The organism is Gluconobacter japonicus (assembly GCF_015244665.1).
GTDB lineage: Bacteria > Pseudomonadota > Alphaproteobacteria > Acetobacterales > Acetobacteraceae > Gluconobacter > Gluconobacter japonicus.
This window is the reverse complement of the sequence record NZ_JABCQN010000003.1, coordinates 407,771-433,677: the sequence shown is the minus strand read 5'-3', so window position 1 is coordinate 433,677 and position 25,907 is coordinate 407,771. Positions and strand designations below refer to the sequence as shown.

The 25,907-nt window shown below is 53.8% G+C and carries 22 protein-coding genes and 1 tRNA gene; 11 read left to right on the top strand and 12 right to left on the bottom strand.

Features of this window, described 5'->3' with window-relative positions; genetic code table 11:
• Positions 1-95: 95 nt before the first annotated feature.
• The 5 genes from HKD32_RS08475 (at position 96) to nadC (ending at position 5,551) form a co-directional block, all read left to right on the top strand.
• Positions 96-1,166 carry an NAD(P)-dependent alcohol dehydrogenase gene (locus HKD32_RS08475; protein ID WP_061931095.1) on the top strand — a complete coding sequence of 357 codons (1,071 nt, stop codon included), beginning with the start codon at positions 96-98 and terminating at the stop codon, positions 1,164-1,166.
• 98 nt (positions 1,167-1,264) lie between these two features.
• Positions 1,265-2,149: an NUDIX hydrolase gene (locus HKD32_RS08470; RefSeq protein ID WP_061931098.1), complete on the top strand. Its 885-nt coding sequence runs from the start codon at positions 1,265-1,267 to the stop codon at positions 2,147-2,149.
• An 80-nt stretch (positions 2,150-2,229) separates the two neighbouring features.
• Entirely contained in the window at positions 2,230-3,213 is a 984-nt protein-coding gene (gene nadA / locus HKD32_RS08465; RefSeq protein ID WP_061930889.1) for a quinolinate synthase NadA, read from the top strand.
• A gap of 2 nt (positions 3,214-3,215) precedes the next feature.
• Positions 3,216-4,697 (top strand): L-aspartate oxidase, encoded by a 1,482-nt coding sequence (locus HKD32_RS08460; RefSeq protein WP_061930892.1) that lies wholly within the window; start codon positions 3,216-3,218, stop codon positions 4,695-4,697.
• Positions 4,694-5,551 (top strand): carboxylating nicotinate-nucleotide diphosphorylase, encoded by an 858-nt coding sequence (nadC, locus tag HKD32_RS08455; protein WP_061930895.1) that lies wholly within the window; start codon positions 4,694-4,696, stop codon positions 5,549-5,551. Before HKD32_RS08460 ends, nadC begins: the two co-directional genes overlap by 4 nt.
• Before the next feature lie 49 nt (positions 5,552-5,600).
• Here the strand turns inward: nadC and HKD32_RS08450 are convergent, their stop codons facing one another.
• From HKD32_RS08450 to HKD32_RS08440, 3 genes are all read right to left on the bottom strand, one after another.
• Complete coding sequence (locus tag HKD32_RS08450) at positions 5,601-7,694, bottom strand: phosphocholine-specific phospholipase C (RefSeq protein ID WP_194257835.1); 2,094 nt, start codon at positions 7,692-7,694, stop codon at positions 5,601-5,603.
• A 109-nt stretch (positions 7,695-7,803) separates the two neighbouring features.
• Positions 7,804-8,370, bottom strand: coding sequence for a hypothetical protein (locus tag HKD32_RS08445; protein ID WP_061930900.1), 567 nt, complete (start codon positions 8,368-8,370; stop codon positions 7,804-7,806).
• A gap of 4 nt (positions 8,371-8,374) precedes the next feature.
• A complete protein-coding gene (locus HKD32_RS08440; protein WP_061930903.1) occupies positions 8,375-8,989 on the bottom strand; it encodes a DUF1826 domain-containing protein in 615 nt (204 codons plus the stop codon).
• A gap of 95 nt (positions 8,990-9,084) precedes the next feature.
• Between HKD32_RS08440 and zigA the strand changes: the two genes are divergently transcribed.
• The 4 genes from zigA (at position 9,085) to HKD32_RS08420 (ending at position 12,925) form a co-directional block, all read left to right on the top strand.
• The gene (gene zigA, locus HKD32_RS08435) at positions 9,085-10,284 is read left to right on the top strand and encodes a zinc metallochaperone GTPase ZigA (protein ID WP_061930905.1); all 1,200 of its coding nucleotides are present in this window, start codon (positions 9,085-9,087) and stop codon (positions 10,282-10,284) included.
• Positions 10,285-10,377: 93 nt separating this feature from the next.
• Positions 10,378-11,034, top strand: a complete 657-nt coding sequence (petA, locus tag HKD32_RS08430; RefSeq protein ID WP_061930907.1) for a ubiquinol-cytochrome c reductase iron-sulfur subunit — start codon at positions 10,378-10,380, stop codon at positions 11,032-11,034.
• 8 nt (positions 11,035-11,042) lie between these two features.
• Complete coding sequence (locus tag HKD32_RS08425) at positions 11,043-12,227, top strand: cytochrome b (protein WP_061930910.1); 1,185 nt, start codon at positions 11,043-11,045, stop codon at positions 12,225-12,227.
• The gene (locus HKD32_RS08420; protein WP_061930913.1) at positions 12,227-12,925 is read left to right on the top strand and encodes a cytochrome c1; all 699 of its coding nucleotides are present in this window, start codon (positions 12,227-12,229) and stop codon (positions 12,923-12,925) included. The genes HKD32_RS08425 and HKD32_RS08420 overlap by 1 nt, the downstream gene beginning before the upstream one ends.
• On the opposite strand, the gene HKD32_RS08415 is transcribed toward HKD32_RS08420, so the two are convergent.
• From HKD32_RS08415 to ypfJ, 4 genes are all read right to left on the bottom strand, one after another.
• Positions 12,926-13,384 (bottom strand): c-type cytochrome, encoded by a 459-nt coding sequence (locus HKD32_RS08415; RefSeq protein ID WP_061930916.1) that lies wholly within the window; start codon positions 13,382-13,384, stop codon positions 12,926-12,928. It abuts the gene before it with no gap.
• Positions 13,385-13,433: 49 nt separating this feature from the next.
• Positions 13,434-14,327 carry a cytochrome-c peroxidase gene (locus HKD32_RS08410; protein WP_061930919.1) on the bottom strand — a complete coding sequence of 298 codons (894 nt, stop codon included), beginning with the start codon at positions 14,325-14,327 and terminating at the stop codon, positions 13,434-13,436.
• Positions 14,324-14,842 (bottom strand): hypothetical protein, encoded by a 519-nt coding sequence (locus HKD32_RS08405; protein WP_194257834.1) that lies wholly within the window; start codon positions 14,840-14,842, stop codon positions 14,324-14,326. Before HKD32_RS08405 ends, HKD32_RS08410 begins: the two co-directional genes overlap by 4 nt.
• A 129-nt stretch (positions 14,843-14,971) precedes the next feature.
• Positions 14,972-15,829, bottom strand: coding sequence for a KPN_02809 family neutral zinc metallopeptidase (gene ypfJ / locus HKD32_RS08400; RefSeq protein ID WP_061930925.1), 858 nt, complete (start codon positions 15,827-15,829; stop codon positions 14,972-14,974).
• A gap of 181 nt (positions 15,830-16,010) precedes the next feature.
• On the opposite strand from ypfJ, the gene HKD32_RS08395 reads away from it, so the two are divergent.
• Complete coding sequence (locus HKD32_RS08395; protein ID WP_061930928.1) at positions 16,011-16,793, top strand: class I SAM-dependent methyltransferase; 783 nt, start codon at positions 16,011-16,013, stop codon at positions 16,791-16,793.
• 141 nt (positions 16,794-16,934) lie between these two features.
• A tRNA-Leu gene (locus tag HKD32_RS08390) sits at positions 16,935-17,019 on the top strand.
• Positions 17,020-17,038: 19 nt separating this feature from the next.
• Here the strand turns inward: HKD32_RS08390 and HKD32_RS08385 are convergent.
• The 5 genes from HKD32_RS08385 to HKD32_RS08365 form a co-directional block, all read right to left on the bottom strand.
• Positions 17,039-20,746 (bottom strand): AAA family ATPase, encoded by a 3,708-nt coding sequence (locus tag HKD32_RS08385; protein WP_194257833.1) that lies wholly within the window; start codon positions 20,744-20,746, stop codon positions 17,039-17,041.
• Entirely contained in the window at positions 20,746-21,972 is a 1,227-nt protein-coding gene (locus tag HKD32_RS08380) for a metallophosphoesterase family protein (RefSeq protein ID WP_061930935.1), read from the bottom strand. Before HKD32_RS08380 ends, HKD32_RS08385 begins: the two co-directional genes overlap by 1 nt.
• Before the next feature lie 109 nt (positions 21,973-22,081).
• Positions 22,082-22,960 (bottom strand): formyltetrahydrofolate deformylase, encoded by an 879-nt coding sequence (purU, locus tag HKD32_RS08375; protein WP_061930937.1) that lies wholly within the window; start codon positions 22,958-22,960, stop codon positions 22,082-22,084.
• 106 nt (positions 22,961-23,066) lie between these two features.
• The gene (locus tag HKD32_RS08370) at positions 23,067-24,395 is read right to left on the bottom strand and encodes a DUF2252 domain-containing protein (RefSeq protein WP_228118873.1); all 1,329 of its coding nucleotides are present in this window, start codon (positions 24,393-24,395) and stop codon (positions 23,067-23,069) included.
• Positions 24,396-24,927: 532 nt separating this feature from the next.
• Positions 24,928-25,704: an SDR family NAD(P)-dependent oxidoreductase gene (locus HKD32_RS08365; protein ID WP_234781758.1), complete on the bottom strand. Its 777-nt coding sequence runs from the start codon at positions 25,702-25,704 to the stop codon at positions 24,928-24,930.
• Between the last annotated feature and the right edge of the window lie 203 nt (positions 25,705-25,907).

Sequence of the window (25,907 nt, the reverse complement as noted above, 5' to 3'; positions counted from 1 at the left end):
CAATACAAGGCATGACCTATGGCTTCAGGCCATCCTCTGATAGTCTTGCTGTTCTCATTCGAATTCCCATCTGTCTTCCCAGAAAAGGAAATTCCATGCTGACCTGCGTTGGTTATGCCGCTTCCAGTCCGACGTCTCCGCTGACGCCATTCGCATTTGAACGCCGGGACTGTGGTCCAATGGATGTTCAGATTGACATCACCCATTGCGGTGTCTGCCATTCGGACATTCACACAGCCCGAAGCGAGTGGGGACCAGCGTCCTATCCGGTTGTACCCGGTCACGAGATCATCGGGCGTGTCAGCGCCGTAGGGCGTGATGTCACCCGCTTCAAAGCTGGGGATCTGGTCGGTGTAGGCTGCATGGTTGATTCATGCCGGTCCTGTGCGTCCTGTGAAGCTGGGCTGGAGCAGTATTGCGACGCCGGCCCAACCTGGACCTATAACAGCCCCGATACGGCGTTCCCCGTAGAAGGTGCCTACACATACGGCGGATATTCTCGTGCGGTTGTCGTGGATGAGGGGTTTGTTCTTCGCATTCCCGAAAATCTGGATCCAGCCGCTGCGGCACCTCTTCTCTGTGCGGGTATTACGACCTGGTCTCCACTGGCGCACTGGAAGATCGGCGCTGGCCATAAAGTCGGTGTTGTCGGGCTTGGCGGCCTTGGACATATGGCTGTCAAATTTGCCGTGGCACTAGGGGCAGAAGTGACACTGTTCACGACGTCTCCCGGCAAAATCGAAGACGGCAAGCGTCTCGGCGCACACCGGGTTGTCATCTCCCGTGATGCCGATGCCATGGCAGCAGAAGCGAACCGGTTTGACTTCATTCTGGATGCCGTCTCCGCCGACCACGACATCAATGCCTATCTCGCGCTCCTGAAACAGGACGGGCACATGGTTCTGGTCGGTCTTCCGGAAAAGCCGATGTCCATCGGGGCTTTCAGCCTCGTTGCAAAGCGCCGCAGTCTTGCAGGCTCGGCCATTGGTGGCATCCAGGAGACGCAGGAAATGCTTGATTTCTGCGGGAAACATAACATCACCAGCGATATTGAAGTCATTCGCATGGATGAAATCAATGAAGCCTATGATCGCGTGCTTCGCTCCGATGTGAAGTACCGGTTTGTCATCGACATGGCCTCCATGCCAGCAACACTCGAAGGCTGATATCGTTCTGCGAAACAGATGATTTCCAGCCTGTTTCGCAGAAAACAAACTCTATGAGTGTAAAGACTGATCCTGTGGTGAAAAGGCACGATCTCGGCATGGATCACCACGTAGCAACCTGCCGTGCCGAACTGGTTGCCGTTCTGACGACATTGCAGAACGGCATGCCAGAAGTTCTGACCCTTCAGGACGGCCGTTGCCTGCCAGCCGGACCTCTGGAAACCGAGCATACTTCTCTTCAGCGCGGTCTGAGGCACTGGGTCGAGCAACAGACAGGCTTTCGACTGGGGCATGTGGAGCAGCTATATACGTTCGGGGATGCGGCACAGGCCCAGCAAGACAGGCTGGTTCGTATTTCCTACATGGCCCTGACCCGCGGCGGACAAACACAGAGTGGCTGGCAGAGCTGGTACAACTATTTCCCATGGGAAGACCGCCGCACCAATGGCTGCCTCACAGTTCTGAAGACCATTGAAGATCAACTGAAAAGCTGGGCTGGCGATCAAACCGACAGGCTTGAACGCTGCAATCAGGCGTTTGGGCTGAATGGTGAGATCTGGAATGACGATGCCGTTCTGGAACGATATGAACTGCTCTGGGAAGCAGGTCTGGTACCGGAGGCGCGGCCGAACACCGTACCGCAGATCAATGGTCAATCCATGCTTTGGGACCATCGACGCATTCTCGCGACAGCGCTTTCACGGCTACGCGCAAAAATTCGCTATACGCCAGCCGTTTTCGAACTCGTTCCCGAAGAGTTTACACTCCTGCATCTTCAGCAATCCATGGAAGCCCTATCGGGTCGTCTCATGCACAAGCAGAATTTCCGACGCCTTGTGCAAAATCAACAGCTTGTAGAAGAAACGGACCGCTACGAAAGCGGTGTACAGGGACGTCCTGCGCGGCTTTACAGGTTCCGCCGGGAGAATTCTGAAAACTGTTATCTTTCGGGTGCCAAGCTCCCCCTGGAGGAGATCTCCTGAAAATGTGTTGCATGGACGTGTTGCTGATGGGGTAAGATACTATATGCTCAATCAGAGTATAATAGTTTACGGAGTCCATCATGGGCGGTCCAAGTGCCTTGCAAAGCCGAGACAGGCTTTACGAACCCGTCTCCCGCCTGATGGCCCGAGAGGATTGGGAGCGGCTTTATGCGGATGATATCGAAGCCATTCTGCGTTTGAAGCAGGAGCGGAATGCCGTCATTCTCGCTCACAACTATCAGACACCCGAAATCTTTCATTGCGTGGCCGATATCCGCGGAGACAGCCTTGCCCTCGCGCGGGATGCTCAGGATCTCGAAGCGGATGTGATCGTCATGGCAGGCGTTCACTTCATGGCAGAAACCGCCAAGCTCATGAATCCCGACAAAACCGTTTTGATTCCCGACGAGCGGGCAGGCTGCTCGTTAGCGGAGAGCATCACGTCCGAAGACGTGCGGAAAATGAAAGAGCGTTATCCCGGCGTTCCGGTCGTGACTTACGTCAACAGCACCGCTGACGTGAAAGCCGAAACAGACGTCTGCTGCACGTCTGGAAACGCGAAACGCGTTGTCGAGAGCCTGAACGTGCCGCGTGTCATCATGATCCCGGATGAGTTTCTGGCACAGAACATCCAGAACGAAACCGGCATTGAAATGCTGACCTGGCCGGGCCACTGCGAGGTCCATGAGCGCTTTACGCCACAGGAAATCCGCCAGTATCGGCGCATGCATCCGGGCGTGACGGTCATAGCCCATCCGGAATGTCCGCCTGAGGTGGTGGCTGAAGCTGATTATTCAGGCTCGACAGCCAACATGATTGACTATGTGGCCACACAGAAGCCGGAAAAGGTGCTGCTCGTGACCGAATGCTCGATGAGCGACAATCTGGCGACACTCAATCCAGAGACGGAGTTTGTGCGCCCATGCAACCTGTGCCCGCACATGAAGCGCATCACGCTGGCTGGCATTCGTCGCGCTCTGGAAAATATGGAAACACCTGTCACCATTCCTTCCGCCCTTGAAGCACCTGCCCGAGCGGCCGTAGAACGGATGCTGGCAATCTAGCCATGAGCAAGGCTCTTCTGAGCGCTCTAGCCGGTCAGCCCGTGATTGTTGGGGCAGGATTGGCCGGCCTGTCCGCTGCACTCCATCTGCGCCAACCCTGCGTCATCCTCACACCGTCACCATTAGGACTGGAGGCCACCAGCTCTCTGGCGCAAGGAGGGATCGCGGCAGCCATCGGTTCGGATGACTCACCGGAATTGCATGCAGCGGATACGCTTGCTGCTGGTGCGGGTCTGAGTGTGCCTGAGGTTGTAAGACGCGTAACAACCGCAGCGCCTCAGGTTATCCAGACTCTGCTGGACTGGGGCGTTCCATTCTCGCGGAAAGACGGAGTTCTGGACCTGCATCTGGAAGCTGCACACTCCCGAAAGCGTATTCTGCACATCGGAGGCGATGGGAGCGGGGCGGCCATTATGCAGACGCTCATCAGACGCGTGCAGGCCCGCGAGAACATTACAGTGCTGGAAGGCACCCGCCTCAACGGGCTGATAGTTCAGGATGGACGTCTGCGAGGTGTCCATACATCCGCAGGTTTCCTGCCCACATCTGCATGCCTTGTGGCCTCGGGAGGAATAGGGGCACTTTATAACGAGGCGACCAGTCCATCCACAGTGAGCGGATCAGGCCTTGCGCACGCTGCTCGAGTGGGTGCGCGGGTGGCTGATATGGAGTTCACCCAGTTCCATCCTACGGCCCTGAAAACTGGTTCGATGACGGGACGGCGCCCACTTGTCAGTGAGGCCGTTCGAGGTGCTGGAGCCATTCTTGTGGATGAGAGGAACGAGCGCTTTACGGACGAGCTACAATCTCGGGATGTCGTAGCCAGAGCCATTTTTGCTCATATCCGGGAGGGGCATGACGTTTTTCTGGATGGGCGGCGCTTGAGGGAGACAGTGTTCAGTCAGCAGTTTCCGGCCATTACCGCAGCCTGCCATGCCATTGGCGTCGATCCAGAGAAAAGCCCCATCCCGGTAAGCCCCGCGATGCACTATCACATGGGTGGCCTGGACGTGGACGCGCGCGGACGCACCTCTGTTTCCGGCCTCTGGGCGGCAGGCGAGGCAGCCTGCACCGGCCTCCATGGTGCGAACCGTCTGGCCAGCAATTCCCTGCTGGAAGCCTTCCTGACGGGGCAATGGGCAGCGGAAGATATCGACCATTTCGGCTATCAGCACATACCCCTTCGCTCTGTACCGACCTGTCAAGCTCACTCGCAGTTTTCAGGCCAGATATCGAAACTCATGAGTCAGTATGCCGGAATTCTCAGAGACAAAACCGGCCTTCAGACGCTCCTTCATGTAGCTCTACCGGACATTAAAACAAACGACGGAGCCCTTGTGGCGGCCCTCGTGGCTCAGTCCGCGCTCAAACGACGCGAGAGCCGAGGAAGTCACTACCGGACAGATTATCTTGAAATAACAGATCCTTATCGAATAAGTCTCACTTTGTCAGATCTCCCTGTTCCTGAAAGATTACTCTCATGACATTCCAGACTTTTCTGCCAGATCTTCTCTGGGAGCCTCTGGTCCGTACAGGGCTTCTGGAAGACCTTGGAACGGGCGGCGATGTCACGACGCAGGCGCTACTAGACCCGGACCGACCATTGCAGGTCATTTTCCGTGCCCGAAAGACGGGTGTGCTTGCGGGACTGAAAGGGGCTGAACTTGCTTTCACGCTTCTGGATAAAAGCGTTCGGTTCCTGCCTCAGAAAAACGATGGGGAGCAAATCGTTTCAGGTGATGTTCTGGCAGTTGTCGAAGGAGGGGCTGGAATCGTTCTCGCTGGCGAGCGAACCGCCTTGAACCTTCTGTCTCATCTCAGTGGCATCGCAACAGCCACGCGCGAAATTGTGGATGCAGTTCATGGGACTAGCGTACGCATCTGCTGTACGCGCAAGACGCTACCCGGAATGAAGACCGTTCAGAAGTATGCTGTTCGGGCCGGTGGAGGATCCAGCCACCGCTACAGGCTGGATGATGCCATTCTGATCAAGGACAATCATCTGGCACTCTGTGGCGGCGTGTCTGCTGCTCTTGCCAAGGCCCGGAGCCGTGCGGGTCATCTCATGAAGATCGAGCTTGAGGTTGATACCCTGGAGCAGCTTGAAGAGGCTCTGTCCGCAGGGGGCGCAGACGCGTATCTGCTCGACAATATGAATCCGGATCAGTTGCGTCAGGCTGTCAGGTTGATTGATGGAAGAGGTATCGCGGAAGCATCAGGCGGCATCACCCCTGAAACAGTTCGTCCGATTGCGGAAACCGGTGTCGATATCATTTCCCTCGGCTGGCTGACGCATACCGTCAGGGCTCTCGATATCGGACTGGATATTGAAGGCTAAGAATGGCCTCTTGAGGACTACCCGAAAGTAGTCCTCAAGAGGTTTATGCTCAGCCGTTGATTTGATGAGCCATGACCGCACCCATGACAGGGTCTGTAATACTGGCACGGCCGGTTTCCACATGCCCTGCGAAGCGTTGGCCATTACCGGTTTCTCCATCGACCAACACGCTGACATCATACCATTGACGGCTTGAAGTTAGATCGAGAGACACAGCCAGTGCCTGACCACCTGCTATGGAAAGCGGCCTGTCTTCTGAACCGTAAGCGTTATCCTTGATCAGGATGTTCTTACTGACCGTACCAGTATTCCTCAGGTCAAGGACAAGCTGTCCTGTTTCTTTCTGGTGGTGAGCCCGTAGCACTAGCGTTGATGGGACAGCACGCTTGAAATATCGCGCGAAGCCATTCGGGCCGAGCACCGTAAAGTCATGCTGGCCTTCATGCGAAATATCCCAACGATCCTTGACGGCTTTACCGGGCTCCACCGTATGACGGCGCGGCGTTTCGGTTGTTCCGTCCCGATAGACATAGAAGCTGGCACCGACCGTCCCCGTATTTCGGATCTCGAACGCCACCGCATCAGGCGTGTCTTCAACCAGATCCACAGCCATATTGTATGGCAACGGACGGGCAGGGCGCGCGCCACGCTCCTGATCTCCGATATCGTCAACTGTGCTCTGATGAGGAATGACCGGGTTGGGCAGCTTGCAGGAAGCGTCCGCGATTTTCTTGTATACAGCTGTATCGGGGAGCGGGACTTTCACATGGCTCTTGCGGGAGAAATCAAACGCGCTTGTCAGATCGCCGCAAACCGCACGGCGCCAGGGCGTGATGTTGGTTTCCTTGACCCCAAACCGGCTCTCAATGAAGCGAATGACCGATGTGTGATCAAAGACTTCCGAGCAGACAAAGCCACCAGTGCTCCACGGGGAAATGGCAAAGGCAGGAACGCGCGGACCAAGGCCATACGGCAGATTGTCAGGCTTGTAGCGCTGTGTTTCAAAGTTCTGGAGATGCCTGTGGATCTCGCCTTCAGTGGACACAGTACTCAGGCCGGGCAGAACCGGGGTAGGAGGCTGTGGCGGCGGCATGTGATCGAAATAGCCGTCATTCTCGTCATACATGACCAGAAAGACTGTCTTGGCCCAGACGTCAGAATTTGCCGTCAGGGCATCAAGAGCATGGGCAATAAATGTTGCCCCGTATCCCGGTGTCCAGCGCGGATGTTCGGAGTAAGCTGCTGGAGGCAGTATCCAAGAAACCTGCGGAAGCTTGTCGGCCAGTACATCCTGTTTGAGATGATCCAGTGTCCGGGCCGTCATGGCGCGGTCATGTAGCGCGGAGCCTGGCTGTGCCTCAGCAAAATTCTTGAAACACATCAGCACGTTGGTACCGAAATTTCCGTTTTCGATATCCGCGCCAGAAAGACCCTGCTGATACACCTGCCAGGAAACACCGGCATCCTGCAGACGCTCCGGATAGGTTGTCCAGGTAAACGGATCTGGCACCTTGGGGTAAAACTCCCGGTCTACCCAGTCCACGTTGTCGAGAATTGGGCCGCCACCCGTGGCATTCGGATCGACCATCCCGGACATCAGATAGAAGCGGTTTGGATGCGTCTGGGTTGGTGTGGAGCAGAAGTAATGGTCGCAGACCGTGAAGGCATCCGCCAATGCATAATGGAAGGGAATATCTTCGCGCGTGTAGTACCCCATCGTCATATCTTTTTTGTGACGGGGCCACTGATTGTTCCAACCCTTGTTGATCGCCGCGTGCGTGGGCGACCAGCTATGGTCAAGGTCGATAACGCACTCCGCGCTAGACGTCTGGGTTGGGAGGTGAAACGGCGTAATCCAGCCGTTTTCGGCCTTCTGTCGTTGCTGCCACCAGATGGGTTGACCGTCGGGGCCGCGAACAACATGCCGATCTCCGTAACCACGAACGCCTGAAAGATGACCAAGATAATGGTCGAATGAACGGTTTTCCTGCATCAGCACGACAATATGCTGCACATCCTCAAGCGTTCCGCTTTCACGGTGCGCAGGAATGGCGCGGGCACGCTGGATCGAGGGCAGGAGAGCGCTCAGGGAAAAACCGGCACCAAGACCCAGCAGGCCACGACGGTCGAGTTTTACGGTCACCGGATCATCTCTTTCGAATAGTCAGAACTGGACGCATGGTTACCATGCCTGATGTTTGAAAATCACGAGGCAAGAGCACGATATTTTATGTTTGTTTTGTGAATGGGCTTTAGAGAACAGACAACGCAAGATACACAGCCTGTGGACTAGCCTCGCAACTGACGCGCACCCTGTCCCCACTCCAGGAAGGAACGAACGCAAGATCAAAAGGAGATAGGCTACTGGTCGGATCGTAGCCATTGAACGTGCCCGACTTCCAATGGAGTTGCCCGGATCCATAGCAGCAAAACGCTCGCAGTTTGGTTTTCCCGAACGGCTGCTCTGGCTGTTGTTCTGATGTCAGCCGCAAGACCATCCGATCTGAGACAGCAAATGCGGCTGCCAGAGCTGCTGTCTGCTCGACATCTTCAATCATGAAGGCCGGATAGCGCTCACGGATGGCGGACCTCTTCAACTGACTCAGAATATCATTGAGTGTTCCATCCAGAAAAAGATCTTCTGCAGGAAGCTGATGACCCTGCAATCTCTGCTGCCAGTCGTTCGGCACTTTCCGGGTCCAGACAATCATATCCAAATCCGTCCTGGCGAGATCTACGAGAATTTCCGGTCGACTTGAGGCTCGAACACGCGGAGCATCGGCGAGGACAGGATCAGGCCAGCTTTCAATGACAAACATGATATTAGGCCGCAATCATTACAGGAGCGTCCATGGACGCTCCACATGCACCAGCTTCGTCAATTGTCAGAAGAAGCCTCTGGCGTTTCTCAATCGGAAGAGCCGATAAACGTGGCGAGCGATGGCGGACACTGGTTGCTTCAGACCATCCCGGAAAATGCTTTCCTTTGAGAAAAACAACGGCTCCATCCGGAGCCTGATGAATGGTCAAACCTCCATCTGCCGTCCATTCAACACCAGGGCCGACATAAGTGCGGAGCAATCGCAGCCCCACACAGTCAACATGGAATTTTCGGCAACTGTCCGTTGTCACTTTCTCAAGCCGAACGCGTAACGTCTGATGCCCGGAAACCTCCTGATATCGGCTTGCAAGATCAATCATATCCGCCAGCAAAGGGAGAGTTTCATCCGGGAAAGCTTCAGTAAGACCACTACAGATCGTCTCCAGCGTCCCTTGAGCCATGGCCAGACGCGCACCATTCCGGAGATGACTCTCAGAGGCTCTTCTGATGGATTCAGTAAGTCTTTGAGAATGGATGGCAATCGTGCGTTCCGGGGAGAGTATTTCCCTGAAAGACGATTGGCTGACCAGTTGGTGACGCGTCGGGCATGATGACATCGCAACAAAATCACTCTATATATTGATATGTTATATCATAACTATATAAGCCTTTCACGCAAGACCGTTCATTCCATCAAGGAGCTTTTGTCATCATGGATGACCGATTGCCCGTTACCGTTCTCTCCGGCTTTCTTGGAGCCGGAAAAACAACACTTCTCAATCATATCCTGAACAACCGCGAAGGGCGGAAAGTCGCCGTCATCGTCAATGATATGAGCGAAGTGAACATTGACGCGGATCTGGTACGACAGGGAGGGAGTGATCTCTCCCGTACGGATGAGAAACTCGTCGAAATGAGTAATGGATGCATCTGCTGCACCTTGCGGGATGATCTTCTCAAGGAAGTCGATCGACTGGCTTGTGAAAAACGGTTCGACTATCTGCTGATCGAATCAACAGGCATCGCAGAACCACTTCCTGTCGCCGCAACCTTCGAGTTTCGGGACGAGGACGGCCGTAGTCTCAGCGATATTGCGCGCCTCGATACCATGGTGACAGTTGTGGATGCGGTGAATTTGCTCCGCGATTATGGTTCAACAGACTTCCTGAAAGATCGGGGAGAGGTCGCAGGTGAAGACGACGAACGGGCACTTGTTGACCTTCTTGTGGAGCAGATCGAGTTCGCCGATGTGGTGCTTCTGAACAAGGTTGATACCGCAACACCTGAACAGAGGGACGCAGCTCGACTCATCATCAGATCTCTCAATGCAGATGCCGAAGTCCTCGAAACCAGTCAGAGCACTGTTTCTTTGGACAAAGTCCTGAACACTGGACGTTTCGACTTTGATCGGGCTCACCAGCATCCGATGTGGTTCAAGGAACTCTATGGTCATGCCGACCATGTGCCAGAAACGCAGGAATACGGAATTTCGAGTTTTGTTTACAGAGCCCGTCGTCCGTTCTCCCCACAAGCCTTTGCACAATTTATCGAACAGTCATGGTCAGGCGTTGTGCGCGTCAAAGGCTATTTCTGGCTTGCAACACGACCGGACTGGGTTGGTGAACTGAGCATTGCCGGTGCGCTGGCCCGCAATCAGGCTGCAGGGCGATGGTGGAGCAGCGTGCCGCAGGATTCCTGGCCTGATGATGACGCCTGGCGCGCAACACTCGCAAAATACTGGGACGATACATATGGAGATCGGAGGCAGGAACTGGTCTTTATTGGCGCAAACATGGATGAAGCAGATATTCGGGCCGCATTGGATAACTGCCTGATGCCAGAAAATGCGGATGGCATTTTCATGCCCTGGCACTATGACACTCTCCCGGATCCATTTCCTGTCTGGGAATAATGACAATCATACGAAAACAATAAACCGCTTTGAGATTGACACCTCCCATGGTGCACTCCGATGATTGGGGCCGGTCCATTTCGAGCGGAACCCATGACACAAGACGATGCCTCCCTGACTTCTGACACCCCCCACTCCAAACTGGAGCGGGGACCTCGACGCAGGGATGTTCTGGCTACCGTGACTGTTGGCATGGGATGCGCTGGCGCATGTGCGCTGGCTTATCCCTTTCTGGATAGCCTGAACGGAACACGCAGCAACCATGTTGGCGAGAGCGACATTCTGGACGTGGATCTCTCGACGCTCAAACCGGGCCAGCAGAGTGTTGTCACATGGCGGGGCTGGCCCGTTTTTGTGCAGAAAAGAACACCGGAAATGCTGAAAAAACTTCAGGATCCGGCGCTTCTTCAAAAATTGCGTGACCCTGAGTCCCGTATGCCGCAACAACCAAGGGATGCAGCAAACTGGCATCGGTCCATTACCCCCGACATCGGCGTCATGATCGGGATCTGCACGCATCTGGGCTGCGTCCCAACATTTGATGCTCCAACACAGGCCGAGCCCTCCGGGAAATACCTTTGCCCCTGTCATGGGTCACAGTTTGACAGCGCTGGTCGAGCTTTTAAAGACGCGCCTGCGCCGTATAATCTCCCGGTTCCGCCTGTGACGATGATCTCTGACACACATCTGCGTATCGGCGAGAGTAAAGGCGATCCTGACTTCGATATCGCCAACATTCGACAAATCTGAGCACAACCATGACTGAACGTCCTCAATCCGTATCGACATGGTTGAATACCCGACTGCCAATCTTATCGGCTTTCCGGCGTGAGTATGTTGAATTCGCCATGCCGCGAAATCTCAATTATCTCTGGAATTTCGGGGCATTCGCAGTTGTTTCACTGACGCTTCTGGTCCTTAGCGGTATTTTCCTCGCGCTCAATTACACACCGACGCTTGCCGACGCCTTTTCAAGTGTTGAAACCATCGATCGGCAGGTCGCATCAGGCTGGCTCATCCGATCCATACACATGGGCGGCGTATCCATGCTGTTCGCAGCCCTGTATGTGCATATTGCACGCAGCCTGTATTACGGCTCCTACAAGGCGCCGCGTGAACTGGTCTGGCTGACAGGGTTGGGACTACTGCTTCTGGTTATGATTACGGCGTTTGCCGGTTACGTTCTTCCTTGGGGACAGATGTCTTACTGGGGTGCGACCGTCGTGGTGAATGCCGTCAATACAGTTCCACTTGTTGGAAAGCCTTTAGCATCCTGGCTTCTGGGCGGGGAAGGACTGGGCAATGTTGCGCTGCACCGTCTTTTTGTCCTGCACTTTGTCACGGCATTTTCGATCATCGGCGTCATTGTCCTGCATGTCGCAACTCTACACGTTACAGGGTCCAATAACCCGACCGGCAAGGATTTGACGGAGCCTGACCAGACCGTGCCGTTCCACCCCTATTACACGACGAAAGACGGTCTGGGTCTTTGCCTTTTTCTGTTGGTGTATGCGGCGCTGATTTTCTTCGCGCCTGACTTTCTGACGCTGAGCGACAATTATGTTCAGGCCAACCCGCTGATAACACCTTCGGATATTACACCTGAGTGGTATTTTGCCCCGTTTTACGCCATCCTTCGGGCCGTCCCCTCAAAACTCGGTGGTCTTATTCTTGCGACAGGCAGCATCGTCATTCTGTTCGCGCTGCCTTGGCTTGACTCTTCGACGATCAGATCAGCCCGTTTCCGACCTTGGCTCCGAGTGGCTCTGCCTCTTCTGTTTCTTGCTTTTTTGGCTCTTGGTCTGGCGGGGATGAGCCCTCCAAGTTCTTTCTGGCTCTGGATCAGCCGTGCCGCTGTCGCGTACTGGTATGTCTATTTTCTGGGCCTGCTTCCTATGATTGCACGTCGAGAACAGGCCAGCCACCGAAAAGAGCATTTTTAATGAGACGTCTCTTTATAGCCAGTATGCTGGCGTTTCCGGCTTTTGCAGTTCATGCCTCTACACCCGAACAGCGTGGCCTCGAGGTTTTTCGGCAGGTTTGCAGCTCATGCCACAGTCTCAATCATGTTACGTATGCCGATCTGCGAGAGCTGGGCCTGTCCGTCTCGGATATCAAAGCCTATGCTGCCCAGCATGAAATCCCCGATGGCTTAGATGATGATGGCGACCCAAAGACACGGCCTGCTCATCCTTCAGATGTTATCGGTTCTCCCTACCTTACAGCCGGCATGGCGCGCATGGCCAACCACGGCGGTCTTCCACCAGATTTTTCACGTCTGGCTATGACACAGAAAGGCGGAATCAAGAGAATTATCGATATTCTGGTCTCTTATACCTCCCCGCCAGAAGGGAAAAAACTTCCACCCGGTTCGTATTACAATACCGCCATGCCCCATCTTCACATTGCCATGCCTCCGCCACTCCATGACGGACAAATCAAATATACTGATGGGACAAACGCTACCGTTCCGCAGATGGCACATGACGTTGGAGCATTTCTCTCATGGACCGCGCATCCACATCTTCATACTAGACATAGAACGGGACTGTTCGTCCTGTCCTATCTGGTCATTCTGAGCGGCTTTCTGTTTGTTCTCAAACGACGGATCTGGGCAAAACGAACAAGGAAACTGCCTTGATTAGGGAAGGGGATGCAGAGCATCCAGCGCTTCACGCTCTGCCAGAATGTCCTTGGCTTTTTTGGGAGTGTCGCGCTGCGACTTGAAATCGTCTGCAGAAAAAACCGGTGGCGTACCAGGCGTATTTAACGAAGAAACATAGGTCAAAACTGCCGCCAGATCCTCGTCACTCAGGGATTTGAAGGAGGGCATATAACCCATGTAGCTCACATCTGAAGCTTCAAGCGGCCCGTGAAGGCCGTTCAGCAGAACATGGATCAGATAGGCTTTGCCCTCAGGAGAGCCCGCGATCTTACCAATCCGGCCACTAAGGGGAGGAAACTGGCTAGGAGAACCAATCCCCGCAGCTTGATGGCAAACGCTGCACCGACTGTTGTAAATTGCCAGACCATCTTCTGCATGAGCAACGGAGAGTGCCGCCAAAGCAGCTGTCAGAAAAAAGGTGGTACACTTGAGCATAGACGTCACCCTGAATGTCCTATCAGCAGATCATGGACGCAATGATCCTTCATTGTGCAATCCTGACAGGGCATTGTTCGGCAGGCAAGGCGAAGTCCTGACGTGAGAGAAATGTCTGATCCGTTAAAAGAGACAGAAAAGCCGTAATGCTGGCTATTTCTGTGTCAGATAAAACATCTGTATTCGGATGAGCCCGAATGGCAGCCGCCAAAGTAGCCGCGGACCCATCATGCAGATACGGGGCTGTGACTTCCACATTACGAAGAGACGGCGTTCTGATGGGGCCACCCTTAAGCTTTCCCAGAACATAAAAATGCTGGTCCATGAACAACGGTGGCTTATGGCAAACCGAGCATTTTCCTTTCCCGAAAAATAACATCTCCCCATGCTTCTGCTCGCTTGTCTCCTTATGATCCGGCTGATCCCAAACAGCGTGGTCTGACACTAGGGTGCGCTCAAAAGCCGCAAGCGCCATAGAGAAGTGCCTCATGTCCATAGCACTCTCTGGAAATGCGATTGAGAAAAGAGCCCGATAGCAGGGATTTGTCGAAAGGCGCCGAGAAAGCTCGGCCATATCGGTCATGCCCATCTCAACAGGATGGTTCCCGCTCAGGGGAATAAAGATCTGCTTTTCCAGAGAAGTGACATGTTGATCTGTCCATGTCAGGCTGTGGAATAATCCTACATTGGCGAGGGAGGGAACATTACGGATACCCCGTTCGTCCGTCACGCCGGGATGTGTGGGATTTCCATCAGAAAAAGCATGTCTTTGCTCGTGGCAGGTAGCACAGGACATGCTTCCATCCAGAGACAGGTCGGCATCGTAGAAAAGACGATGCCCCAACTCTGTCTCGGCCCTCTCGGGAGACAGAGAGGTCGCACAAGCCATTGCTGGCAACCAACTCACTGTCACCACGAGAAGAAACAGCCCAGAAATCCTCACGGGACAGAGGAAACCATAACGGGAATATCTTGCTGGCCACTTCCGGCAAGCTGTAGCGTGTAAGTGCCAGACTTAAGTGGAAAATCGACCATCTTGCGAATACCGGAACAATCTGGTCCGTGCTGATGGTGAGTCGAACTGGCTGGAACAATCCCTTGCAGGACATCAATCCATGTCTTGTTTGGGAGCATAACCCTGTATGTCCCATCTTTAGGCGCCTCAAAAACCACCATGCCACTGAAACTGACACTTCCGCCTGGCTCTGCCGGACGCTCTACAAAATGCACATCCGGAGTGTGAGCGAGCCGGATTGTGGCGGCATGTCCCAATGTCAGCCTGCTGGCAGAGAGAGCACCAGCCTGAGTTGCGGCATTTAAAGGGGAGGGATTGCTCCATCCTTCATAGCCGGCGGGCAGGGGATGCAGACCACTTTTGCAACTTGCGTCGTCAGCCAGAGCAGAACCTGCATGACAGGCAAACAGAGCAATGGAAAGGGGAAGCAAGATACGCTTCATGATGAATATCCTGATCAACGGCAATCCAAGCATGAAGCATCATATTTTCGCACTTTTCCAGACTCATGACGGCATCGAAAGATGTCATCTCATTCTGTAGCGCGCAGTATCAGGCATACTCCGACGATATCAAAGGCTCGGCGCGCTGAACGTGTCACAGCGATTGATGTCACCACTGCTCAGACCGCGTTTGAACCAACTGACGCGCTGGGCTGAAGTGCCATGTGTAAAGCTGTCAGGAACGACATATCCTCTCGCCTGACGCTCCAGCCGATCATCACCAACAGCAGCAGCCGCATTCATGCCTTCCTCGATATCCCCCGTTTCGAGAAGATGTTTGGCGTCATTCGCCCGTTTGGCCCAGACACCAGCAAAGCAGTCGGCCTGAAGCTCCACACGTACAGAAAGCCCGTTGGCCCCTTTTTGAGACGCATCGCCCTGTCGGCTGACCTGTTGCATGATGCCAAGCTCATTCTGAACATGATGCCCGATCTCATGGGCAACAACATACGCTCTTGCAAAATCGCCGCCCGCTCCAAGCCGGTTCTGCAACTCCTGAAAGAACTGGAGATCCAGATACACCTTGTGATCCGCCGGACAATAAAATGGCCCAACCGATGTCTGTGCATAGCCACAGGCGGATTGTACGCCACCACTGAAAAGCGTCAGCCGGGGATCATGATATGTGCGTCCCATCTGCTGGAAGTATGCTGTCCAGACGTCTTCCGTTGATCCGAGAACACGGGCAATAAACTGCTTGCCAGCATCATTGGCTGGACGCTGAACCTGCGCAACCGTCGAACTGTCGGATGACGGGCCAGTCTGCAAAAGGTTCAGGACGATGCGGGGGTCGACCCCAAAATAGAGCGCACCAATCACGAGAATGACGCCACCAATACCGCCAATCCGCAAAGGCGTGCGACCACCCCCACCGGAACCTCTCACGTCGTCAATGTTGGTGCTTTCCCGCTGATCGTCCAGACGCATGGGTATCCAGTCCTGTTTTTACTGCCGGTAGAGAGCGTTGCCAGAAAGTGCCTGCCAACGGTTGAAAGAAACATATCCGAAAGCGGAACAACGCCTCTGCTCTCAGAAATTTTCTCAGATGAGTAAAGACTTTTTTCAGTTTTGAAGCCACAGTTATGAGATTCACGACTGGAGCACTTTCATGCTGTCGAAATATGCCTTCCTGTGTCTGTTTCCTCTCCTGACCGTTACGTCCGCGTTTGCCGGGCCAACCCTGGATCAGGCTGTACACTCTCCGGAAAGAACGCCCGCTTTTGTAGCGCGTGATGCGGTCCGCCATCCCATTGAAGAATTGACTTTTTTCGGGTTGAAGCCAGACGCTCATGTTCTGGAAATCTGGCCATCAGGGGGGTACTGGACGCAAATTCTGGCGCCTTATTTGTATGATCATGGCACATACACCGTCGCGTTAGGCCCTGCTGACCTGAAAAAACAGGCTATCAGCAAGCTTCAGTCCGAACGTCCAGACATTTACGGACGGATCAAAACCACGCAATTTGACGGGCAGCATCTGGATTTTGCGCCTGCAAACAGCGTTGATCTCGTCCTGACATTCCGCAACATGCACAACTGGATGGAAGCCGGAAACGCGCCGGAAATGCTGGCCGCCATTCACAGGGTCCTCAAACCGGGTGGCATACTGGGCATTGAGGATCATCGCGGCAATACCAGCGCCCCTCAGGATCCGATGGCGAAAGACGGATATGTTCGGCAGTCTTATGCAATCGACATGATCCAGAAGGCGGGGTTCAAACTGGTTGGCAGTTCTGAAATCAATGCCAACCCGAAAGATACAGCCAACTGGCCCAAAGGGATCTGGACGCTGCCTCCCACTTACGCACTGGGAGCAACGGACCATGCAAAATATGAAGCCATTGGGGAAGGCGACAATTTTGTTCTGAAGTTCCAGAAGGTTAAAGACTGAACTTCAAATCCCGAGCATCCTGTGAGGAAGAGCCTGATATAGCCAGATCTGTATCAGGCAGCGGGGTCAACATTTTCAATGTCATGACCACAAATGCCATTGCCGATACCGAAGAGTTCGTATAGACCCACCCCACAGTCCGCGGGCATGGTGGAATTGGTAGACACGCCAGATTTAGGTTCTGGTGGCGCAAGCTGTGGGGGTTCAAGTCCCTCTGCCCGTACCATCGCATAAAATTGTCAGTCCTAATCGACGACAATCGCGATCTGGCTTTTTCCACCTGATAAAGGCGTTACCTCGATTTTTACGGGGATGCGTTCCTTGAGTTCCTCTACATGGCTGATCACACCAACGCGGCGCCCCTGCGCCTGAAGGTGTTCAAGCACAGCAACCGCCTGTCCCAGGCTTGCAGAGTCCAGCGCTCCGAACCCTTCATCTATAAACAGGCTTTCGATCCGAATGCCGCGCCCGGTAGACATTTCAGAAAGTCCCAAGGCTAGCGCAAGACTGACAAGAAAGCGTTCCCCGCCGGAAAGATTCTGCAATCCTCTAACCAGCCCTCCCATATCGTTATCAATGACTTCGATCAGCATTTCCCCTGCGGGCGCCCGTTGAAGGGTATAACGGGGTTTAAGATCAGCAAGGCGTTCATTTGCAAAGTCGAGAAGATGATCAAGCGTCAGGCTTTGTGCGAAATTACGGAACTTCTTTCCCTGAGCGTCACCCAGCATCTCTCCCAGCCGCTCCCAGACATGACCATCCGCACGCTTTGCTGCGAGTTGCGCCCTAAGTTCAGCTGTGTGAAATCGTGTTTCGTCGTCCTGAATAATCCGCGCTTCCAATCGGGTCAGCGCGGTTTGAGCATCTGCGACGGCTGCTTTCGCCTTTAGAAGCTGCTGCTCCAGATCAGCAATCTCAAAAACTGCCTGCCTGCTGGCGTCGTGCTGTGCGTAATCACTTTCACGGGGCCTCAGGGCCGCGCACGCATCACTATGAGCCTTGTTCAGTTCAAACAGCGCCCTCTCTTCAGACGTGGCATAGTCCACTCCAAGAGCCTCGGCCTCTCCAATATCTGCACGGCTGAACCCCTCACGCTCCAGCCGAGCATCAAAGCTTTCGCCTAAATCAACCAGCTCTTTTTGGGTTTCTTCAAAAAGCTTTTCCGCCCCCTCACGACGCGCTCTTGCGCCCACCGCAAGCTCTGATGCAGCATTTCTGGCATTCTGTGCCTTCTGAAATGCGTCTTCAGCGACTTTGACTGCTCCGGCAAGAGCCTCAACAACGTTGTCAACGGGTTGCCCATCAAGCAAGCCCGAACGTCTTTGAAGCAGAACCTGATAGACATCGCTCCTTGCCTGCCAGTCCGCCTGGATCTCTGCCAGAGATCTTCTCGCTGCCTGGACTTCACCTTCAGCACGCACATGTGCGGCATGCAGGCTTGACCAATCACTTTCCAACTGGGAGAGCGCATCCGTCCTCTGACGCCACGCCGCAAGAGTGCGAGACAGCCACATGACAGGATCTTCTGACAGATCACGCCATGCAATGACGTCAGAAAGTCTGTCATCCAGACACTTTTCCAAACGCGTCTGCTCTGCGTCGGCCTGAAGACGCAGTTGGCGCGCCTCTTTCATCCTGTCTTCTGCGACCCGGTAATGAGTTTCAGCGTGCTCGTGAGCCTGTCGGGCTGTATCGTGATGCGTTCTTGCTATGCGCTCTGCTGCTCGGACTTCATCGAGTGACTGCATTTTTGCATGAAGTGCGGCCTGCTCCTGACTGAGAGCCGTCAGGCGTTTTTGCGTCTCGTCGGTTAAGGCGTGGCCGGACAGCTTGTTGTCCAGACCATAAGCCCGACAGTCTCGCTCCAACTGCTCCACACCTGATGTCCACGCTACCTGACAGGCCTCTTTCGCCATATTCTGGTGACGCTGCTGGTCATATAGCTTGCGGAGTTGCTCGTGCACTGCCTCACTTAGGGTCGCCAGAACCGTTGCACGATCACGCACGGTCTCAAGCGCAGTCGCAGCATCGTCTGTCCTTTTCCGCGCGACCTCGACTGCGCCGCCAAGCATGGCATCCAATGCGTCAAGATGATGGGCCGTCGCCCCACAAACCGGGCAAGGCTCTCCCTCCATCAAGGCTGCTCGCATCATCATGGCTGCGTCACTGGTTGTATTTCTACAGTGTTCCTCCGAACGCTTTGCCTCTTTTAAAATAGCTGAAAGAATTGGGATTTCCGTCTCTAGCTGAGTGAGTTCACTCTGATAGTCTGCCTCTTCAGCAGTCAGACGCTGAATATCATCAACTGTTTTTCCATAATTCGTTTCAGAGTTCTGTACGTCTTCATGAAGACGATTTACTTCCAGATTTTTTCTCTGAATGGCTTCCAGTGCACGAAGAGATAAGGTCAGATGCTCAAAGCGTTCCGGGCGAGGCAAATCTTCTTCAGCCTGCCGTGTCGCTTCCTCGGAAGATTTCAGAGCCTGAGCGGCATTTTCGAGCGCTTCTTTGGCATTTCGGGTTTGTGTTACGGCTTCCAAATGCTGACAACCCGCCAGATGTTCTGCTTCTTCAAGTCCTGAGCGTTGAGAAAGCAGAGTGGCGTGAGCCTTGAAATCAGAAATCAGGTCAGCTTCAAAAGGGGACAGTGTTGCAAGGTTGGAGTGCTCTTTCAACCAGGCCGTGAGTTCGTTTTTCCTGAGTTGAACATCAAGAACCGTCTGCGTGATTTTTCTTAAAGCCGTATCAGCACTCTGAAAAATATCAGTCTGCTTGCTGAGGCTTTTCGTCGCAAGGTCGAGCCCTTCCGTGACATGCTTTAACTCCATGTCCAGTTGTCGGGCTTCGTGAAGAGCAGCAGCAGCGTCCTGCTGCGCAGACTTGGCAGCATCGAGAGCCTGTGTCGCAGTTTCAAGCTCATTTTCAGCACACGTCATGGCATGGCTGACACTTTGTTCAGTCTGTCGGGTTTGAAAAGCGGCGTCTTCTGCTTGACGGACTCTGCCTTCGGTATCTTTCAGCCTTTCCCAAGCCGCCATATGGGTCAGAGCCTGTTTATGGCGTTCAAGCGCAGTGAAGCGAGGACCTGCATTATCACAGGCCTGCCGTGTCGCTTCGCAGGCCTGGAATGCGGCACCACGCTTGGCTTTGAGATCCGACAGTCTGTCATGCCAGTCCTGAGCGGTCTGGAATTGTTCACAGATCGCCAGCTTTTCGTCATGAGCGACTTTTGCCGCTTGTCGTTCTTCTTCCAGTGACTGGCGCGCCTCTGTGTCGAGGCCGTTCATCGCCGCAATCTGCCTTTCCAGAGTGTCATATCCCGCTCTGACATCACGGGCTTTCTCAAAAGCGATCCTGCCAACACGACTGTAGATATCAGCGCCTGTCAGCTTTTCGAGCAATTGTGCCCGTTCATCGCCATCTGCCTTGATGAAGGCTTCAAACTCTCCCTGCGCCAGCACAACAGCCCGACCAAACTGTTGTGCATTCAAACCGACGAGCCGCAGAATTTCCGCTTTGGTTTCTGTCTTTTTCCCGCCCAGCCGTTCCCCGGTATCAAGGCATTCCAGATCGAGCGTACTGGTTTGAAGCTTACCTTCCGCACGGTCCCGGGCGCGGCGGACTGCCCAACGACTGCGATAGCTTCGACCGTCTCGTCCGATAAAATCGAGCTCTGCGAAACCGTGGCCGGAGCCATGCCGCAAAATCGCCCGGGGATCCTGCGGGCCAATCTCATCCTGCGTGATCTGACCTGTTTTGGGAGCACTTTCCAAACGGGGAATGGTGTCAAAAAGGGCGAGACTGATGGCATCCAGAAGCGTGGATTTCCCAGCCCCCGTCGGGCCGGTAATCGCGAAGATGCCGGCATCAGCCAGAACCCCCGTATTGAAATTGACCTCGAATGATCCAGCCAGACTGGCAAGATTACTGCCACGGATTGCAAGGATCTGCATCAGTCTGCCTTCGAAAGAGTAGGGTCTGCGGTTTCTGCCAGAAGCAGAAGTTCGGCGAAGGCGCGTTCTAGCGCTGCGTCCGGGCTCGTGGCGTATTTCCGCTCATGAAGTGCCGCGAAAACCTTTTCGGGCTGGAGGTCGGCCAGTTCCTGTCTTTGATCCGCCAGTGATCCCAAGTGACCGCGTTGCTGAACAACACGGTTGATCCGCGTCAGCCTAACGGATTTCCCTTCCAGCGCATTCAAAATCCGGGCTTGCAGATGAGGTTCGGCAGTCTCCATGAGAACGGAAACTTCCAGAAACGGCTGCTGATCGCGCGGGAGTGTTTCCACAGGAAGAGCCTCAAGCTCTTTCACGACATCATCAAGACAACGCGGAGCCCCATTGGGGATACGCAGGAAAGGAACAGCCCGGGGAATTAAAAGTTCTTGGACCACCGGCGTACCCGGCGTCAGCGTTACCAAGGTCACGGAATGCTTATAGTTGCGTTCCGTCACGGAGAGCGGGAAGGGGGAACCTGCGTAGCGAACCAGTGACGGTCCAGAAATCTGCTGCGGTCGATGCAGATGCCCGAGAGCACCATAGGTAACGTCTGTGCTGAACAGGGACGCGGCGTGCGCTTCTTCGCCCCCTATGACGATCCGACGCTCTGACAGCTCTGACACATCCCCTCCGGCAACATGCAGATGCCCGGTGAGAACAATGGGAAGGCCATTTGCCCGAGCCAAAAGCTGCCGGGTTGTTTCCGCGTAAAGCTCTTCGAGGCTTTCTTTTCCAAGATCGCCGGGGCGGCAGAAAGGGATTGCTCCGAGCCAGGCGGCAACCCGACCCTCCGAATTCTTAAGCGGGATGCAAATCCGTTCGAAATCTGGCTGACGGTTCTTTTTCGGAAGACCGCCGACAAGATAAACCCGCTCATCAACGAGGGCGCCTGGAAGATCAATCCGCAGGGCACTGTCATGGTTTCCCCCGATCATGATGATCTGGAGATGCGGCAACCGGTTTCTGGCGTTTGCTATGAAGGCATAGAGTCTCTGCTGTGCCGAGACGGGCGGGTTCGCCATGTCATACAGGTCCCCTGTGACAAGCAGGACGTCACAGGCCTGTTCTTCGAGTTCATCCAGAAGCCAGCCGAGAAAAGCATCGTGTTCTGCCTCACGCGAGTGACCTGAAAGTTCGTGACCAAGATGCCAGTCGGATGTGTGAAGAATTTTGACGGGTTTCAAAGACTGTTTCTACCAGAACTGCTCAGGATATGACGCGCCATGCTGACACATCGGAAAAGGCATGTCCAAGCACTTCCGGTCTGCCAGACTGCACGATCATCGAGCTGTTTCAGGGCGTGAAAACGATCGTCTTGTTTCCGTTCAGAATGGCCCGACGCTCCACATGATACCGGACGGCACGGGCCAAAACCCGGCGTTCAATATCCCGGCCTTTGCGGATCAGATCATCTGGATCGTCTGCGTGAGAAATCCGTTCCACGTCCTGTTCGATGATCGGACCTTCATCGAGATCGCTTGTCACATAATGGGCTGTGGCCCCGATCAGTTTGACCCCTCGGCTGAACGCCTGATGGTAGGGACGGGCCCCCTTGAAGCCTGGCAGAAACGAGTGATGAATATTGATACAACGCCCGGAAAGACGTGTTGCCATCTCATTCGACAGGATTTGCATGTATCGGGCAAGGACAGCGAGTTCCGCACCACTGTCCTGAAAGACCGTCCAGATCCGCTCCTCCTGCTCTGCCTTGGTCTCTTTCGTAATCGGCAGATGGTGGAAAGGAATGCCGTGGAAGTCCAGATCCGCGTAGGTTTCCCGGGGATGGTTGGAGATAATGCCTACAGGATCGATCTGGAGTTCGCCAAGCCGCCACCTATACAGGAGATCCACGAGACAGTGATCAAAGCGGGAAACGAACAGAAGAACCTTGAGACGCTTTGAACGGTCGCTGATGGACCAATTCATCGAGAAGATGTTAGCCAGCCCGGCAAACTCCGTCTTTAACGTCTCTTCTGAAAGACCATCCTTGGGAAGTTCAAAGACGATCCGCATGAAAAACCGGGTACTAGCCATGTCATCGAACTGTTGTGCCTCAGTGATATTCGCACCCAACTCGAAAAGTCGCTGACTGACCGCAGCGACGATACCCGGGCGGTTCGGGCAACTGAATGTGACGATATAGGTCGTGAGAGACGATGACTGACGTATCATGAAGGGAAGTCCGCCTAAGGAAAGCCGCCGGGCATATTGGTTAATCTGGCTTTCCTATAGTCGGTGATCCACATCAGGTAAAACCCTGCCGCGTTAAAGTTGACTTCTATGCAGTAGCAAGCCTTCCATGCTCCAGAGCGGCGACAAAGTTTTCCCAGTCGGTTTCGGTTTGCTGGGCATAGACTTCCGAGAACTCGGTCATTGCGTCCGCAAATCCTGCACCTTTCCCAAGATAGCCGGAAATCATGCTGGCATTTCCGGAGCGGGCATGCGCACGCGCCAGAGTGCGGCCACACAAGCGCGCATAATCTTCCAGCCCTTCCTGAGCGACATCAGTGCCGATCGCGGCGAGACGACTGTCCTTGACGCGACGCACGTAAAACTGCCGTCCTGCGCCAGCCATATCCGGCGTATCGCCCCCAATGGACGCATTACTGTGCGTCCACCCCAGAAACGTGTCTGAGACTGCCTGCATGATCCGTTGACCTGTGACGACGCGCTCGCCCTGATTTTTGAACGGTGAAGGAGGGGATCCTGCCTCAAGAACCGATATCTGGGCCTCTTTGATCTGAAGAAGCATGGTCTCTCCATCAGCCGTCGCAAACAGGCCAATAGCGCAAAACGTGCCGACACTTCCGATACCCACAACCTTGAAGATGACGTCGCGCAGATTGTAACGCTTTAACAGAATGGCGCGCTCAGGAGGTTGGGTAGCGATGTAGCGCGCGAAAGCGAGGCGGATGGTCTCTTCCTGGTCGGGCAAACGCATAACCAGAGGAGGTTTTTCTTTCAGGGACGGTCCGCTTTTGTCGCTACTGACAAGACCAAAATATCCTTTGGCGGCATCAAAGCGAGCGGAAAGAAGCTTTTCCGCCTTTGCTTTGACCTTCGGGTCTTCAAAGTCAGAAATTGCCGCCATCAGGTCGATGCGATCTACCCACACTTGCAAGGGTGTCATCCCCGCCAGTCGCGCCATTTGCTGCGTATAAGCCAAGGACATGGTTTTCACGAGTTGTCTGGAAGCTTTCGGAGAAAGGCCGCTCTCCTGCCCAGAAAGCACGAGGGACGTTCCGAGGCGTTTGATATCCCACTCGAAAGGAGCATCAAGAGTCTCGTCAAAATCGTTGATGTCAAAGACCGGCACCCCTTCGGGAGAGGCGTAACTCCCAAAATTTGCGAGGTGACAATCTCCACACGATTGAACGCGAATGCCAGAAACTGGCGCCTTGGCCAGATCCTGCGCCATAACAGCCGCAGCACCCCGTAGAAACGTGAAGGGAGAGACCTTCATTCGATCGTAACGGATAGAAAGAAGGGAGGATATACGCGTCAGCCCCTGCTGCTTCAGGATCTCGATTGGATCTACGCGATTTGCCAGAAGCGTCCATTCAGCCTGCGCAGCACGAGGCATGGATTTCCGCAATTTTGCTCCCATACAACGGCTATCCTGCCGGGATAAAAGAGTATGACTTGCAGGTATGGAGCAATCTTTTCCAGACATTATTCTCGTGCCTCTTGAGAGTGCAGACGACCTGATCATAGCCAAACAGAGACCATTCAGAAAATCATGAAGTCACCCACAAACTTTTATAATTTACTAAATTTTATAATATAAGCAAAAACAAAGACTTAAATGAAATATTTCTAAATTTTGAGATTTTTTTGCTGATAATTTTTTCCAATCTCTTGCCTAGGTGAATTTTTGGGTTCAGTTTTCCCTCCTGACTTAGGGCAATAACGAAAGTAACAGCACAGATGAACAAGAAGCGGCTTATATGGATCGTGTTGTCCGGGGCATTAATGACCGGCTTCTTTCTTATCGCCTGTATGACCACTACTCTGGATGCAGCAGGCCATGTTCATGCAAACTGGTTCTGGATGTCAGGCTTCATAATTTTCTCAGCAGTTCATGTTTACTGCACCTGCATGTCCAAATAGCTGCTCCACGTCCAACCGTGAGCAGAAAATCAGGCTTTATTCTGGAAGAGGTTTTTGCGAATGGCTCGCGCGTAACCCCGCTTCCCAAAATATGTCAGGACAGGCATCAAAATTCGCAACAATCCAGGCATCAACATACACAGGCCGCCGAAAACCCCGTCAAGGGCAGGGAAAAAGCGTTCCAGTCTGGGCTTGTTGATCAGAGCGACAATCTCCCGCGCCACGGCGCAAGGGGTAGCCGGGCAACTCACAAAGTTCAGAACAGAACCGCCTGACGCCATTTCCTGACGCAACATTTCAGTTAGAACAGCGCCGGGAAAGATGGATGACACTGAAATGCCGCGATGCGCCACCTCCTGAGAGAGGGAAAGTGCAAAATTACGGAGACCAGCTTTCGTGGCACCGTAGATACTGCTTCCAGCCAGAGGCATTGTCGCAGCCATGGAGTTTACAAAAACAATCCGGCTTCCTTTTGCCATCGAGGGCAAAAGCTTGGAGGTCAGAACAACTGGCATCGTCAGGTTGACAGAAATCTGGCGCAGAACGTCGTCTGTTCCAATCGCCTCCACGTTGGTCGGCGTTATGATTGCTGCGCAGTGAATCAAAACAGGCACAGAAACAAAGTTTCTGGCAATGTCTTCACAGACTTGTTCCAGTTTGACTGTTTCTGAGGCATCAAACGGAACAAACGTAAATGCCTCATGTACAATTTCTGGATGCGTTCGCGACAGACCGACCACATGGTAGCCTTGATCCAGAAGGGTTTGGGCCACAATAACCCCAATCCCACCAGATACCCCCGTCACAATAGCGGTTCTGGAGCCGTTTAAAGCAGTTTTCGACGCACATTGCAGAGAGTGAAACATTTATGAAACAATCTGTGAGGACATATCCGCGTTATATCCCCATGCAGGCAGAAATAAAATGCCGCATTCGTTTGACTGGAATAAATTAAGATATTTTTAGAGAACAGCTCTTTATTTCCCAATCAAAGGAAATAAAGAGCTGA

Coding starts and splice junctions, on each gene's coding strand:
- HKD32_RS08415 (WP_061930916.1), bottom strand. CDS start 13,384: ATGCTCAAGTGTACCACCTTTTTTCTGACAGCTGCTTTGGCGGCACTC.
- HKD32_RS08440 (WP_061930903.1), bottom strand. CDS start 8,989: ATGTCATCATGCCCGACGCGTCACCAACTGGTCAGCCAATCGTCTTTC.
- HKD32_RS08385 (WP_194257833.1), bottom strand. CDS start 20,746: ATGCAGATCCTTGCAATCCGTGGCAGTAATCTTGCCAGTCTGGCTGGA.
- HKD32_RS08470 (WP_061931098.1), top strand. CDS start 1,265: ATGGATCACCACGTAGCAACCTGCCGTGCCGAACTGGTTGCCGTTCTG.
- nadC (WP_061930895.1), top strand. CDS start 4,694: ATGACATTCCAGACTTTTCTGCCAGATCTTCTCTGGGAGCCTCTGGTC.
- HKD32_RS08405 (WP_194257834.1), bottom strand. CDS start 14,842: ATGAAGCGTATCTTGCTTCCCCTTTCCATTGCTCTGTTTGCCTGTCAT.
- HKD32_RS08445 (WP_061930900.1), bottom strand. CDS start 8,370: ATGTTTGTCATTGAAAGCTGGCCTGATCCTGTCCTCGCCGATGCTCCG.
- nadA (WP_061930889.1), top strand. CDS start 2,230: ATGGGCGGTCCAAGTGCCTTGCAAAGCCGAGACAGGCTTTACGAACCC.
- HKD32_RS08420 (WP_061930913.1), top strand. CDS start 12,227: ATGAGACGTCTCTTTATAGCCAGTATGCTGGCGTTTCCGGCTTTTGCA.
- petA (WP_061930907.1), top strand. CDS start 10,378: ATGACACAAGACGATGCCTCCCTGACTTCTGACACCCCCCACTCCAAA.
- purU (WP_061930937.1), bottom strand. CDS start 22,960: ATGATACGTCAGTCATCGTCTCTCACGACCTATATCGTCACATTCAGT.
- HKD32_RS08460 (WP_061930892.1), top strand. CDS start 3,216: ATGAGCAAGGCTCTTCTGAGCGCTCTAGCCGGTCAGCCCGTGATTGTT.
- zigA (WP_061930905.1), top strand. CDS start 9,085: ATGGATGACCGATTGCCCGTTACCGTTCTCTCCGGCTTTCTTGGAGCC.
- HKD32_RS08475 (WP_061931095.1), top strand. CDS start 96: ATGCTGACCTGCGTTGGTTATGCCGCTTCCAGTCCGACGTCTCCGCTG.
- HKD32_RS08370 (WP_228118873.1), bottom strand. CDS start 24,395: ATGGGAGCAAAATTGCGGAAATCCATGCCTCGTGCTGCGCAGGCTGAA.
- HKD32_RS08395 (WP_061930928.1), top strand. CDS start 16,011: ATGCTGTCGAAATATGCCTTCCTGTGTCTGTTTCCTCTCCTGACCGTT.
- ypfJ (WP_061930925.1), bottom strand. CDS start 15,829: ATGCGTCTGGACGATCAGCGGGAAAGCACCAACATTGACGACGTGAGA.
- HKD32_RS08425 (WP_061930910.1), top strand. CDS start 11,043: ATGACTGAACGTCCTCAATCCGTATCGACATGGTTGAATACCCGACTG.